Consider the following 12,550-nt stretch of genomic DNA (forward strand, 5'->3'; position numbering starts at 1 on the left):
CAGCCCCTACGACGAGAGGCCGCACCCCGCGCGGGTGAGCGGCCTCTCGCCGTAGGGGCCGGCATGCTGGGCCCGGTGCGGAAGCGTTGTGGCTGAGCGCGCAGTTCCCCGCGCCCCTGCGGGGCGCTCAGTGCCCGGCGTGCTCCTCCTGGGCGCCCGGCGTGCCGGCCGGCGAGGACGAGTCGGCCTCACCCGGCTTCGCGGCCTCGGAGGCCGAGGGCGAGTCGGAGGGCGAGGCGGAGCCGGAGGCACCCGGCTCGGGAGCCCGGCGGGACGGCGAGGGCGACGAGCTGGGGCCGACCGTCTTGAACGCGCCGTCCGCCGGCACCACGGTCGCGCGCAGCTTGATGGGGCCGGTCCTGCTGAGGTCGAAGGTGAGCGGCTGCGCGTTGCCGTCCTTGATGCCCGCCTTCTCCGCGTGGGTGAACAGCGCGGACGGGTTGCCCTTGCCGCCCAGCTCCAGCGAGCCGCCGGCCGGTACGACGAGCTTCTTCTCGCCCTTGGCGGGGCTCAGTTCGGCGCGGGCGCCCTTGACGTGGACGCCCTTGAGGATCTGGTCCTTCGCACCGTCGTTGAAGATCCGTACCGTCACGGCCGCCTCGCCCGAGCCCGTGGTGTCGGTGACGAGGTTGGCGTTCTGGACCTTGATGACCCCGACCTGCGTCGCCGCGTTGTCGGGCCTGACCTCCAGCGTCTGCGCGTCGTTTCCGGCGCCGCAGGCGGTCAGCGAGACGGCGGCGAGCGCGAGGGTGGTGGCGGCGAGGGTGCCGCGACGAAGGCTGCTGCTCACGGCGGCGGCAACTCCTAGGCGAGCTATGGCGGCGGCACGCTCCTCGAGCGCGTGCCGGTCGCGTACGGATGGGCTTTCGCGTGCGCGCTCAGGTTACCGACAGCGTGTGGAGGCCCTGCACCCGACCCTCCGGCCCCGGCCGCCGACGGCTGCCCCCGGCAAAGCGCAGGTCGCCCCGGGCGAGGCGCAGGCATCCGCGCCGACGTCCGCCCGTACGCTGTCGAATAGCGACGCCCGTAGTGCGGCTGCCCTCCGTACGGGCGATTCCGCGGGAATGCGAGAGGTTCATGAAGAATTGATCAACAGGCCCTTACAGGTGCATTGATCAATTCTTCGGAAAGCCGGAAGGGGTGGCGAAGATGTCACTCCCTACAGTCGGACAAATCGGTCATACTGGACGTGTCGCGAGCCTCTTCCGTGGGCTCTCCTGGTGCGTTTCCACGGGTGCGCAGAACCGCTCTCACCTGCGAATACCCGCTTGCATTGGCTGGTCGATGCACGATAGAGGGCTGCTTGTCAAGCCCCGAGATATGCCCTGACCTGCGAAAACGCCATTCAGAAGACGTCGTTCCCGTGTTACCCTGGATAGCCACGGAAGGGGTACCTGACACATGACGTTCAAGGTTGGCGACACCGTGGTCTATCCCCATCACGGGGCCGCGCTGATCGAGGCTATCGAAACTCGCCAGATCAAAGGCGTGGACAAGACCTACTTGGTTCTGAAGGTCGCGCAGGGCGATTTGACCGTTCGCGTGCCCGCGGACAATGCGGAGTTCGTAGGCGTGCGCGACGTCGTTGGTTCGGACGGGCTGGACAGGGTCTTCGAGGTGCTCCGCGCGCCGTACGCCGAAGAGCCGACCAACTGGTCCCGCCGCTACAAGGCAAACCTCGAGAAGCTCGCGTCCGGCGACGTTATCAAGGTGGCCGAGGTCGTGCGTGACCTGTGGCGCCGTGAGCGTGAGCGCGGCCTGTCCGCCGGTGAGAAGCGGATGCTGGCCAAGGCCCGTCAGATCCTGGTGAGCGAACTGGCTCTGGCGGAGAACACCAACGAGGACAAGGCCGAAGCGCTGCTCGACGAGGTTCTCGCCTCCTGACGCTCGTTTGACACTCGATATCTGCCCCACGATGCCGCGGTGCCCGGATGACAGCAGTCGTCACCGGGCGCTGCGGCATTCTCGGCGACAGCCGAAGTAGCCCCCTCGCGGGAGCGCCCGGTCGTGCGCGCACGCCCACAGGGCCAGGGCAGCCGACTCGACCGATGGTCACGGAAGGGCTCGATCGAGTGGTTGCGCCCGGCACTCCCCCCAACCTATGGCCGGGGGTACCCCCAGGCCATACCCACCCCGGCTGAGGACACAAACCCTGAACGCGCTACCGATGTCAATCGATTCCACAGACTTCGCTCCATCCGGGGACCGGCGGTCCTCGGACGAGGCCGGCCCGCGCACCGCCGTCGTCATCCCGGCGGCCGGCAAGGGCGTACGGCTCGGTCCCGGAGCGCCCAAGGCGCTGCGCGAGCTGGGCGGTACGCCGATGCTCGTACACGCCGTACGGGCCACCGCGCGGGCGCGCGCCGTCGAGCTCGTCGTCGTGGTCGCCCCGCCCGACGGTGCGCCCGCCGTCCGCACGCTGCTGGACGAGCACGGGCTGCCCGAGGTCGTCGTCGTCCCCGGCGGCCGGACGCGCCAGGACTCCGTACGCCTGGGGCTGGCGGCGCTCCCCGCCACCATCGAGACGGTGCTGGTCCACGACGCGGCGCGGCCGCTCGTCCCGGACGAGACGGTGGACGCGGTGGCGCGCGCGGTCCGCGAGGGCGCGTCCGCTGTGGTGCCCGCGCTGCCGGTCACCGACACCGTCAAGCAGGTGGAGCCGCGCACCGACGGCGAGCCCGAGCCGGTCACCGGCACCCCCGACCGCGCCCGGCTGCGTGCCGTGCAGACCCCGCAGGGCTTCGCCCGCAAGGTGCTCGCCGAGGCGCACACCCGGCTGGCGCCGCAGGGCGAGGGCGCCACGGACGACGCGGGCATGGTCGAGCGGCTCGGCGTCGAGGTGGTCGTCGTCCCCGGTCACGAGGAGGCGTTCAAGGTGACCCGCCCGCTCGACCTCGTACTCGCGGAGGCGGTACTGGCCAGGAGGAGGGCGCACGATGCCTTCTGAGACGCCTTCTGAGACGCCTTCTGAGAGGCCTGCTGAGAGCGCGGCCCTTCCTCTGGTCGGCATCGGTACCGATGTGCACGCGTTCGAGGAGGGGCGCGAGCTGTGGTGCGGCGGACTGCTGTGGGAGGGCGAACGGTACGGACTGGCCGGGCACTCCGACGGTGACGTGGCGGCACACGCGGCCTGCGACGCGCTGTTCTCCGCCGCCGGACTCGGGGACCTCGGCGCCCACTTCGGCACGGACCGCCCGGAGTGGTCCGGCGCCTCGGGCGTCGCGCTGCTGACCGAGTCGGCTCGCATCGTGCGCGGGGCCGGGTACGGGATCGGCAATGTCGCCGTCCAGGTCATCGGCGTCCGGCCCAAGATCGGCAAGCGGCGCGCCGAGGCGATGAAGGCGCTGTCCGACGCCGTCGGCGCCCCCGTCTCGCTCTCGGGCACCACCACCGACGGCCTGGGCCTGACAGGGCGCGGCGAGGGCCTGGCAGCCGTGGCGACCGCACTGGTGCTTCCCCCGCGCTGACGTACGGGCCCGCTCCCGCGCCGGCCCGCTCCCGAGCCGACTCGCTCACAAGCGGGCTCGCTCCGGTCCGCGGCCGGTGTGTGGGATACCGTCCGGGGCAGGCGAGACCCGACGTAGGCATCGGGACGAGACGAGAGGAGCCGCTTCCGTGGCAGACCAGGTGCTCTCCGACCAACTCAAGAAGGTCCTCGACGGCAAGGTGTTCGTCGCCGTCGCCACCATCCAGCCCGACGGCAGCCCGCAGGTGTCGCCGGTCTGGGTGAAGCGTGACGGTGAGGACCTGCTCATCTCCACCACCGTGGACCGCCGCAAGACGAAGAACATGCGGCGCGACCCGCGGGTGACCGTCATGGTGCAGCCGGCCGACGAGCCATACACCTACGCCGAGCTGCGCGGCACCGCCTCCCTGACCACCGAGGGCGGGCAGGAGCTGATCGACGAGCTGGCGCAGAAGTACACCGGAAAGAGCTACGCCGAGTTCAACCCGGCCGCGGGCCAGGACGCCGAGCGGGTGGTCGTCCGGGTCAAGGTCGACAAGGTCGTCGGCCGCCTCTGAAACGGCCGCCTCTGAAACGGCCGCCTCTGAAACGGCCGCCTCTGAACCGGCCAGGGGCCCGGCGCACGGTCCGGGCCCCGCTCCGGCGCACGGCCCCTTCCGCCGTAAACCCTCCGGCCAGGGCGTGGCGGGGCGCGGCGGGCTACTACCCTTGGCCCCGTGACTCTTCGCCTGTACGACACCAGCGCCCGGCAGATCCGCGATTTCAGCCCGCTCGAACCCGGCTGTGTCTCGATCTACCTGTGCGGCGCCACCGTGCAGGCACCCCCGCACATCGGGCACATCCGCTCCGGCCTGAACTTCGACATCATGCGCCGCTGGTTCACCTACCGGGGCTACGACGTGACGTTCGTCCGCAACGTCACCGACATCGACGACAAGATCATCACCAAGTCGGCCGAGCAGGGCCGCCCCTGGTGGGCGATCGGCTACGAGAACGAGCGCGCCTTCAACGCCGCCTATGACGCGCTCGGTTGCCTGCCGCCCACCTACGAACCGCGCGCCACAGGACACATCCCCGAGATGGTCGAGATGATGCGGGTGCTGATCGACCGCGGTCACGCCTACGCGGCGGACGGCAACGTCTACTTCGACGTCCGCTCCTTCGGCGACTACCTCTCCCTCTCCAACCAGGAGCTCGACAACCTCCTCCAGCCCGCCGGCGAGGGCGAGACCGGCAAGCGGGACCCGCGCGACTTCGCGATGTGGAAGGCCGCCAAGCCCGGCGAGCCGTTCTGGGAGACCCCGTTCGGTCCCGGCCGTCCCGGCTGGCACCTGGAGTGCTCCGCGATGGCGCACAAGTATCTCGGCCGCGTCTTCGACATCCACGGCGGCGGCGTCGACCTCGTCTTCCCGCACCACGAGAACGAGATCGCCCAGTCCCGCGCCTTCGGCGACGGCTTCGCCCGCTACTGGGCCCACAACGCCTGGGTCACCATGAGCGGCGAGAAGATGAGCAAGTCGCTGGGCAACTCGGTACTCGTCAGCGAGATGGTCAAGCAGTGGCGCCCGCTGGTCCTGCGCTACTACCTGGGCAACCCGCACTACCGCTCCACCATCGAGTACAGCACCGAGTCGCTGCACGAGGCGGAGTCCGCGTTCGGCCGGATCGAGGGCTTCCTGCAGCGCGGCGTCGAGCTCGTGGGGCAGACGGCGCCCGCCGAGCGGGTACCGGAAGCCTTCGCGGAAGCCATGGACGACGACTTCGGGGTGCCGCAGGCGCTGGCCGTCGTGCATACGACGGTGCGGCAGGGCAACGCCGCGCTGGGCGAGGGTGACAAGACCGCCGTGGCGACCGCGGTCGCCGAGGTCCGTGCCATGCTCGGCGTCCTGGGGATGGACCCCCTGGACGCCCCCTGGACCGCCGCAGCGCCGGCTGCCGCGGCGGACCTGCACTCGGTGGTGGACTCGCTGGTCGGTCTGGTGCTGGAGCAGCGGCAGGCGGCGCGGGCGCGCAAGGACTACGCGACGGCCGACGCCATCCGCGACGAGCTGGGACGCGCGGGCCTCACCATCGAGGACACCCCCAGCGGCCCCCGCTGGGAGCTCGGCGGGGAGTGAGCGCCCCTCCGGTACCGGTACCGTTGTAAAGCCGTACGTACGTCCGAGCGCGCGCCCCGCGCGCAAGCCGCAGAGAGCAAGGTAGGTGGCCCAGCATGCCCGGGAAGAAGAAGGGGCCGCAGGTAGGCAGCGGTGGCTACCGCCGCCGTGGCCTGGCGGGCAAGGGTCCGACGCCGCCCGCCGAGATGCGCAAGGGCCACGCCAAGCAGCGCGCCGCGCAGGCCAAGGCGCGCCGCGCCCAGGGCCGTCCGCAGCGCGGCAAGGGCACCTCGGAGCTGGTGGTGGGCCGCAACTCCGTCGTGGAGGCCCTGCGCGAGGGCGTCCCGGCCAACGCGCTGTACGTGCAGCAGTTCATCGACAACGACGAGCGGGTCCGCGAGGCCGTCCGGGTCGCGGGTGACCGCGGCGGCATCCGGCTGGTCGAGGCACCCAAGCCCGAGCTGGACCGGATGACCAACGGCCTCAACCACCAGGGCGTCGTCCTGCAGGTCCCGCCGTACGAGTACGCGCACCCCGAGGACCTCGCGGCCGCCGCCTTCGACCGTGGCGAGGACCCGCTGATCGTCGCGCTCGACGGGGTGACCGACCCGCGGAACCTGGGCGCCGTCGTCCGCTCCGCCTCCGCGTTCGGCGGGCACGGCGTGGTCGTACCCGAGCGGCGTGCGGCCGGGATGACCGCGGGCGCGTGGAAGACGTCGGCCGGTACGGCGGCGCGCACGCCGGTCGCGCGCGCCACCAACCTCACCCGTGCGCTGGAGGGCTACCAGAAGGCGGGCCTGACGGTGATCGGGCTCGCGGCGGACGGCGAGGTGGAACTCGGCGACGTCGCCGCGCTCGACGGACCGCTCGTGGTCGTCGTCGGCAGCGAGGGCAAGGGGTTGTCGCGGCTGGTCGGCGAGACGTGCGACCTGAGGGTCCGCATCCCGATGCCCGGCGGCGCCGAGTCGTTGAACGCGGGCGTCGCGGCGGGCGTCGTACTCTACGAGGCGGCGAGGCGGCGCGCCTGAGGCGTTCTCCGCAGCCGCCGTCGGCGCGCGCCGCGGGGTGATCACTTGACGGGCCTCCGACAGATGGGCGCGGTCAAGGCAGTGTCCTAACCGTCCGTCACTCGGTTAGATGAGTGTGGACACCAGAACACCCCGCGCACCCGGCGCTTCGGGCCGCGGCTCCGGGCACAGCCCAGGGGGAAGCCCACGCGGTTTCTTCGACGACGAACCGGTGCTGAGCACGGTCAAGGTCCCGTCCGACCCCGCTGAGGTGGTCGTCAATCACGCGAGTTTCCGAGTACGGCTCGGTGCGGCGTCCGGCGCTACGGCCACGCCGCCAGCCGCGGCCATGACGGCCTCGCCGTCCGCACCGTCCGCCGCCTCCTCGCCAGTGAGCGCGCATGGCGCCCTGACACCGGCGGCCAGTGCCGCCCCGCCGACGGCCGCGTGGCCGTCGGCGTCCGCCGAGCGCGCGCGTGCGGCGTTCGAGGACACCGAGCCCATCCCGGTCGCAGGCGGCGCGTCGGCCGCGAGCAGGCGAACCGGTTCGGCAGGTGCCGCCGGCTCGGCCGGCATCGCCGGTTCGGCTGGCGCTGCCGGTTCCGCGCGCGCCGGGCGCCGCGCGCCCGTGGTGTGGAGCGGCGGCCGGGAACCGGACGACACAGGCGCCACGAAACTGATCCAGGCCGCCCGCACGGCCGGTCTCGTCGGCCTCGAAAGCGGCACCGCCACCGCCGAGTCCGACCCCTCGGCCACCCAGACCCTCCCCCGCGTCAAGAACCCGGGCGGGCCGGCCGGTGGCCCCGGCGGCGCTGGCGGGCCCGGCGGCTCCGGACGCGCCGGTACGGGGATCACCGGGAGCGGCCCCGCCACCGTCGTCGGCCCGCCCCGTGGCCCGCAGCCGTCCGAGAGCGGCGGGCCCTCGGTGCCCCACCAGCCCGAGGCCCCGCACACCGAACCGCTGCTGAAGGGCGTACGCCCGGCGCGGAGCGCGTTCGACGAGGACACCGGAGAGCTCGAAGCGGTCGACCCGGACACCGGAGAGCTCACCACCGTCTCCTACCGGGGCGACGGCTCCTACCGGCGCGGCGGCCGCTACGCCGGTTACCCGGACCCCGACGCGTATGAGGGCCGCGAGCCCTACGCCCATCCCGACGCTTACGAGGACCGCGACGGTTTCGAGGAGTACGCGGACGAGGCAGGCCCGTACGACAGCGAGAGCCGGCGCCGCCGCGAGGCGGTGCGGCACGCCTACTACCCCGGGCGCCGGATGAACCTGGGAGTCGTCCTCCTCCCGCTGCGGCTCTTCCTGGGCTTCATCTCCGTCTACGCCGGCATGGGCAAGCTGTGCGACCCCGTCTACTTCGACGGCGGCGAGCGCGGCTCCATGGTCACCTGGCTCCGCTCCCTCGACCCGTGGACGATCGCCTCGCCGCTGCGGGACTTCGCCCTCGCCCACCCGGTCGGCTCCGGACTGACGGTGGCCTTCCTCCAGGTCGTCGTCGGCGTGCTGACCATGTTCGGGCTGTGGCAGCGGGTCGCGGCGGGCGTCGGCGCACTGCTGTCGGCGGCGCTGCTGATGACCGTCAGCTGGAGCAGCGTCCCCGCCTACGACGCGCCTGACATCATCTACCTCGCCGCCTGGAGCCCGCTGATCATCGCGGGTGCCCCGGTCTACTCCGTCGACGGACGACTGGCGAGCGAGGCCTGGCGCAAACTCGGCCCCCGCGTGGAGGTACGCGACCTGCGCCGCCGGGTGCTGCGCAGGGGCGCCGTCATCGCCGCCGTCATCGTCGGCCTCTCCCTGCTCATCGGCTCGCTGCTGGGCAGCGCCGTCCGCTCCTCGCAGCCGGCCACGGCTCCCGAGCGCGGCAAGACGCCCACCAACCGGCTGCCCGGCTCCCCGATGCCGCAGAACTCGGGCCGCGCCGACGCCGGCCAGGCGACACAGGGCCCGGCCGGTGCCGACGGCCGACGCGGCGACGCCGACCGCCGCGACAAGGACGGTCACCCCTCGTCGAAGGAGACCGGGCCGGGCGAGCGGCGGGCCAGCAGCGGCCCCGAGTCCACCCCCAGCCAGGGCCGGACGCAGGGCGCCGACCAGGGCGGCCCGCAGGGCAACACGACGCCCGGCCAGCAGCAGGGCACCACGGCACCCCCGGCCCAGCAGCAGCCCGGGCCGCAGGCCACCACCGGCAGCAGCGGCTCCCGCACCGGCGTGTCCAGCGAGTCCTCCTCCACGGGCGACAGCTCGTCGACGGGCTCCGGCGGCGGCACGTCCTCCGGCGGCAGCAGCGGCGGCCGCGGCGCGCTGGGCGGACTGCTGGGGCGCTGAGCGCGGCCGTCGCGCGCGCAAGGCACCGGCGAAGGGCCTTCGACTCCTCGGGAGTCGAAGGCCCTTCGCCGTAGGGGCGGTCGCGGTTGGCGGTGCCGCGTACGTACGTATCGCGTGGCGGCCTCAGCTCGGCTTGCTGTCCGACGCCTCAGCGTGCGGGCTGCCGTCCGGCGCCTCAGGTGGGCTGCCGTCCGGCGCCTCAGCGCGGGTTGCCGTCCGCGAGCTCCTTGGCGGCCTCGCGCAGGTCCTTGGCGGTGTCGATGGCCCGCCAGTAGGAGCCCTGCGGGAGCGGGAAGCCGGCCAGGGCGCGCTCGCGGGCGAGGCGCGGGAACGTGGTGCGCTCGTGGTCACCGCGTTCCGGCAGCAGCCCGGCGAACCGGGGCGAGAAGACATAGACGCCCGCGTTGATCAGATACGGCGACGGCGGGGCCTCGATGAAGTCGAGGACGTGACCGAACTCGTCGGTCTCCACCACGCCCCACGGGATGCGCGGACGGGCCAGCGCCAGCGTGGCGGTGGCGTCGCGCTCGCCGTGGAAGGCGGCCATCTCGCGCAGCGAGAAGCGGGTCCAGATGTCGCCGTTCGTCGCGTACCAGGGCTCGTCCGGACGCGGCAGGGAGCGCGCCGCGAACTTCAGTCCGCCGCCGCGCCCCAGCGGTTCGCGCTCGATCACCGTGGTGACGCGGCAGGGGAGTTCGGCCTTGGCGAGCCACTCCTCGAGCACCTCGGCGAGGTGACCACAGGAGACGACGGCGTCGGTGACGCCCTCGTCCGCGAGCCAGGCCAACTGGTGGCCGATGATCGGTACGCCGGTACCCGGGATCTCCACCATCGGCTTGGGACGGTCGTCGGTGTACGGCCGCAGCCGTGATCCCTGTCCACCGGCAAGGATCACGGCCTGGGTCGGGTGCTGGGTCATGTGCCGCAGCCTATGCGCGCGGAGCGCATCCTGGGCGGCACACCCCCTGATCCCGGCTCTCTCGGCTGTCCCGGCTCTCTCGGCTGTCTCAGCTCAGTTGGGCGACGCCGGAGGCGAAGGACGTGTCGCAGACGGGCCGCGAGAACCGCTGGGCGCGCTGGGAACCGTACTTGTGGACGGCGGCCTTGCCGAGCGCCCGCGCGATCGCGACGCAGTGGCGGGCCAGCGACGGCTTCCGGGTGATGGCACGTTGCAGACTGCTCAGCGCCACTCCCGGGTCCTGCTCCTGGAGTTCGGCGATGAGCCGGTCGCGGAGCACGTCCTCCGGGGCCCGGTGCGCCGTCGGCCCGGCGGGCGTCGAGGCGGTACGCGCCGACGCCTTGTGCGCCGAGGAGGCGAGAACCGGTGAGTCCGCGGGCGCTGGCGCCCACGGGACGTGCGTGACGGCGAGGGTCCCGGACAGGACGAGCACGACCGGGAGTACGAGGGCGAGGGATCGGCCGATACGGCGGGCTGCGTGGTTCACGACCGTGATGGTAGCGACCGGTAGTGATATGGCGACATTTGGTCACCACATCGAGCGACGGGAAAAGAGGGTTGTTCGAGGGGGATCGCACGGAAGGGGTAACGGGGCGCGCGCTACGGGGCCGGCGCCAGGGGCGGCCCGCGACGTGGAAGGGCCGTGACGGCGAAGGGCCGCGACGGCGAAGGGCCGCGACGGGGGAACCGTCACGGCCCTTCGCCCGGGAACCGCGAAATCCGCGAAATCCGCGAAATCCGCAGAACCCGCAGAACTCAGAAATTCCGCAAACGTGCGGAACCCGCTCAGCTCACTCGCTGCGCTCCGCTCAGTCGCTGAGGCGCTCGCCCGAGGAGGTGGAGAAGACGTGGCTCTCGCCGCCCTGCGGCACCACGTGGATGGTGCTGCCCTTCTCCGGGACGCTGCGGCCGGGAACGCGGACCACCAGGTCACACGTCTCGCCGCCGATCTCGGCTGTGCCGTAGACGTAGCCGTCGGCGCCCAGCTCCTCGACGACGTTCACGGTGACGGGGACGCCGGCCTTCTCGTCCTTGGACAGGGCCTTGCCGTTGCCGTCGCCGTTCACCAGGTCGAAGTGCTCGGGGCGGACACCGACCGTGACGGTCTTGTCACCCTTGTCCGAGGCGGCGGTGAGGGCCTCGCGCTCGACCGGCACCACGCTGTTGCCGAACTTGACGCCGCCGTCGGTGATCGGGACCTCGACCAGGTTCATGGCCGGGGAGCCGATGAAGCCGGCGACGAAGAGGTTGGCGGGGCGGTCGTACATGTTGCGGGGGCTGTCGACCTGCTGGAGCAGCCCGTCCTTGAGCACGGCCACGCGGTCGCCCATCGTCAGGGCCTCGACCTGGTCGTGGGTGACGTACACGGTCGTGATGCCGAGCCGGCGCTGCAGGCTGGCGATCTCGGTACGGGTCTGGACGCGGAGCTTGGCGTCCAGGTTGGAGAGCGGCTCGTCCATCAGGAAGACCTGCGGCTCACGGACGATGGCCCGGCCCATCGCGACCCGCTGCCGCTGACCGCCGGAGAGCGCCTTGGGCTTGCGGTCCAGGTACTTGGTCAGGTCGAGGATCTTCGCCGCGTCCTCGACCTTCTTGCGGATCTCGGTCTTCGGCACACCCGCGATCTTGAGCGCGAAGCCCATGTTGTCGGCCACGGTCATGTGCGGGTACAGCGCGTAGTTCTGGAAGACCATCGCGATGTCCCGGTCCTTCGGGGGAAGGTGGGTCACATCCCGGTCACCGATGCGTATGTGGCCCTCGTTGACGTCCTCCAGCCCCGCGAGCATCCGCAGCGAGGTGGACTTTCCGCAACCAGAGGGACCGACGAGAACGAGGAACTCCCCGTCCGCGATCTCGATGTCGAGCTTGTCGACGGCGGGGGTCTCGGCGCCGGGGTACACCCGGGTCGCCTGGTCGTAGGTGACCGTGGCCATGTTCTCTTCTCCTTCACCGGCAGGTACGTGCCGGACGATCCGTCGTAAAGGGAGGTGGTCCACCGCGTGGACCTGGCGTGACGCTAGCCCCTCCCCGCGCTTTTGTCAGTAGCCCTGGACATCACGATCCGACTCCCCGGGTACACTGCACGAGCGACGACACCCGCCGCCTTAGCTCAGCTGGTTAGAGCATCTGTCTTGTAAACAGAAGGTCGTCGGTTCGAATCCGACAGGCGGCTCCGCAGGTCAGAGGCCCCGCATCATGATCGATGCGGGGCCTCTGCGGTGTCGATGACGGCAGTTTTGACATCGACCGTCCACGGGAAAGGTCGGACGCGGGCAGGAACGCCGCTCGCTCCCGCATCACACGAGCACACCTCGCAGGCCCTCGTGAATTCGGAACGCCGCAGGATCCGCTGTGCAAGCTCGGGTGCACCTCCATGTCGTTGAGTCTTCGGTGTCCGAGTGGCGTCCGGGCGCCCTTCAGATGGCTGGCCGAAAGGGTGGTGTCAGTCTCACTTGACGTTGGTGGCGCCGTTGCGCCTACTGCCTCGGGGCCTGACCGGTGTGTGGTGCGTCGTGCTCTGCAGGAGCAGCTGAGGCGCGCTGGTCGCCAGGCCGGCGACCGAGCTACCGGACTGAGACCGCGGTGACGGCTATCACCGATCCGACATCCGATCGGGAAGGTGGCGAGCTTCCGACCGGGGCCTGTGCAAGATCGGTCCTCCGGCTGCTGAGTCGCCCTGACTCCGAC

General features: G+C 71.6%; 11 protein-coding genes and 1 tRNA gene. 8 read left to right on the forward strand and 4 right to left on the reverse strand.

The window, feature by feature from the left end; translation table 11 throughout:
• Positions 1 to 127: 127 nt before the first annotated feature.
• Entirely contained in the window at positions 128 to 790 is a 663-nt protein-coding gene (locus tag HC362_RS18045; protein ID WP_243084955.1) for a DUF461 domain-containing protein, read from the reverse strand.
• A gap of 611 nt (positions 791 to 1,401) precedes the next feature.
• Between HC362_RS18045 and HC362_RS18050 the strand changes: the two genes are divergently transcribed.
• The 7 genes from HC362_RS18050 to HC362_RS18080 all read left to right on the forward strand — a co-directional run bounded on the left by HC362_RS18050 (position 1,402) and on the right by HC362_RS18080 (position 8,904).
• A complete protein-coding gene (locus tag HC362_RS18050; RefSeq protein ID WP_016472332.1) occupies positions 1,402 to 1,884 on the forward strand; it encodes a CarD family transcriptional regulator in 483 nt (160 codons plus the stop codon).
• Positions 1,885 to 2,167: 283 nt separating this feature from the next.
• A complete protein-coding gene (gene ispD, locus HC362_RS18055) occupies positions 2,168 to 2,947 on the forward strand; it encodes a 2-C-methyl-D-erythritol 4-phosphate cytidylyltransferase (protein WP_243084956.1) in 780 nt (259 codons plus the stop codon).
• Complete coding sequence (ispF, locus tag HC362_RS18060; protein WP_243084957.1) at positions 2,937 to 3,467, forward strand: 2-C-methyl-D-erythritol 2,4-cyclodiphosphate synthase; 531 nt, start codon at positions 2,937 to 2,939, stop codon at positions 3,465 to 3,467. The genes ispD and ispF overlap by 11 nt, the downstream gene beginning before the upstream one ends.
• Positions 3,468 to 3,615: 148 nt before the next feature.
• Positions 3,616 to 4,023, forward strand: coding sequence for a PPOX class F420-dependent oxidoreductase (locus tag HC362_RS18065; protein ID WP_209266738.1), 408 nt, complete (start codon positions 3,616 to 3,618; stop codon positions 4,021 to 4,023).
• 159 nt (positions 4,024 to 4,182) lie between these two features.
• A complete protein-coding gene (gene cysS / locus HC362_RS18070) occupies positions 4,183 to 5,583 on the forward strand; it encodes a cysteine--tRNA ligase (RefSeq protein WP_243084958.1) in 1,401 nt (466 codons plus the stop codon).
• Between the two features lie 95 nt (positions 5,584 to 5,678).
• Entirely contained in the window at positions 5,679 to 6,590 is a 912-nt protein-coding gene (rlmB, locus tag HC362_RS18075) for a 23S rRNA (guanosine(2251)-2'-O)-methyltransferase RlmB (RefSeq protein WP_209266736.1), read from the forward strand.
• Between the two features lie 109 nt (positions 6,591 to 6,699).
• On the forward strand, positions 6,700 to 8,904 hold the full coding sequence (locus tag HC362_RS18080) for a DoxX family protein (protein WP_243084959.1): 2,205 nt from the start codon (positions 6,700 to 6,702) through the stop codon (positions 8,902 to 8,904).
• Between the two features lie 199 nt (positions 8,905 to 9,103).
• Here the strand turns inward: HC362_RS18080 and HC362_RS18085 are convergent, their stop codons facing one another.
• The 3 genes from HC362_RS18085 to ugpC all read right to left on the reverse strand — a co-directional run bounded on the left by HC362_RS18085 (position 9,104) and on the right by ugpC (position 11,796).
• Positions 9,104 to 9,823: a nucleotidyltransferase family protein gene (locus HC362_RS18085; RefSeq protein ID WP_243084960.1), complete on the reverse strand. Its 720-nt coding sequence runs from the start codon at positions 9,821 to 9,823 to the stop codon at positions 9,104 to 9,106.
• A gap of 88 nt (positions 9,824 to 9,911) precedes the next feature.
• Positions 9,912 to 10,349, reverse strand: a complete 438-nt coding sequence (locus HC362_RS18090; protein ID WP_243084961.1) for a hypothetical protein — start codon at positions 10,347 to 10,349, stop codon at positions 9,912 to 9,914.
• Between the two features lie 322 nt (positions 10,350 to 10,671).
• Positions 10,672 to 11,796: a sn-glycerol-3-phosphate ABC transporter ATP-binding protein UgpC gene (ugpC, locus tag HC362_RS18095; RefSeq protein WP_243084962.1), complete on the reverse strand. Its 1,125-nt coding sequence runs from the start codon at positions 11,794 to 11,796 to the stop codon at positions 10,672 to 10,674.
• Positions 11,797 to 11,961: 165 nt separating this feature from the next.
• Here ugpC and HC362_RS18100 point away from each other — a divergent pair.
• Positions 11,962 to 12,035, forward strand: a tRNA-Thr gene (locus HC362_RS18100).
• Positions 12,036 to 12,550: the final 515 nt, after the last annotated feature.

The sequence above is a fragment of the Streptomyces sp. 891-h genome (assembly GCF_022760275.1).
In the GTDB taxonomy this organism is placed as follows: domain Bacteria; phylum Actinomycetota; class Actinomycetes; order Streptomycetales; family Streptomycetaceae; genus Streptomyces; species Streptomyces spirodelae.

Bases quoted from the DNA above. Each gene is read 5' to 3' on its own strand.
- HC362_RS18050 (WP_016472332.1), top strand. From the start codon at position 1,402: ATGACGTTCAAGGTTGGCGACACCGTGGTCTATCCCCATCACGGGGCC.
- ispD (WP_243084956.1), top strand. From the start codon at position 2,168: ATGTCAATCGATTCCACAGACTTCGCTCCATCCGGGGACCGGCGGTCC.
- ispF (WP_243084957.1), top strand. From the start codon at position 2,937: ATGCCTTCTGAGACGCCTTCTGAGACGCCTTCTGAGAGGCCTGCTGAG.
- rlmB (WP_209266736.1), top strand. From the start codon at position 5,679: ATGCCCGGGAAGAAGAAGGGGCCGCAGGTAGGCAGCGGTGGCTACCGC.
- HC362_RS18080 (WP_243084959.1), top strand. From the start codon at position 6,700: ATGAGTGTGGACACCAGAACACCCCGCGCACCCGGCGCTTCGGGCCGC.
- HC362_RS18085 (WP_243084960.1), bottom strand. From the start codon at position 9,823: ATGACCCAGCACCCGACCCAGGCCGTGATCCTTGCCGGTGGACAGGGA.
- ugpC (WP_243084962.1), bottom strand. From the start codon at position 11,796: ATGGCCACGGTCACCTACGACCAGGCGACCCGGGTGTACCCCGGCGCC.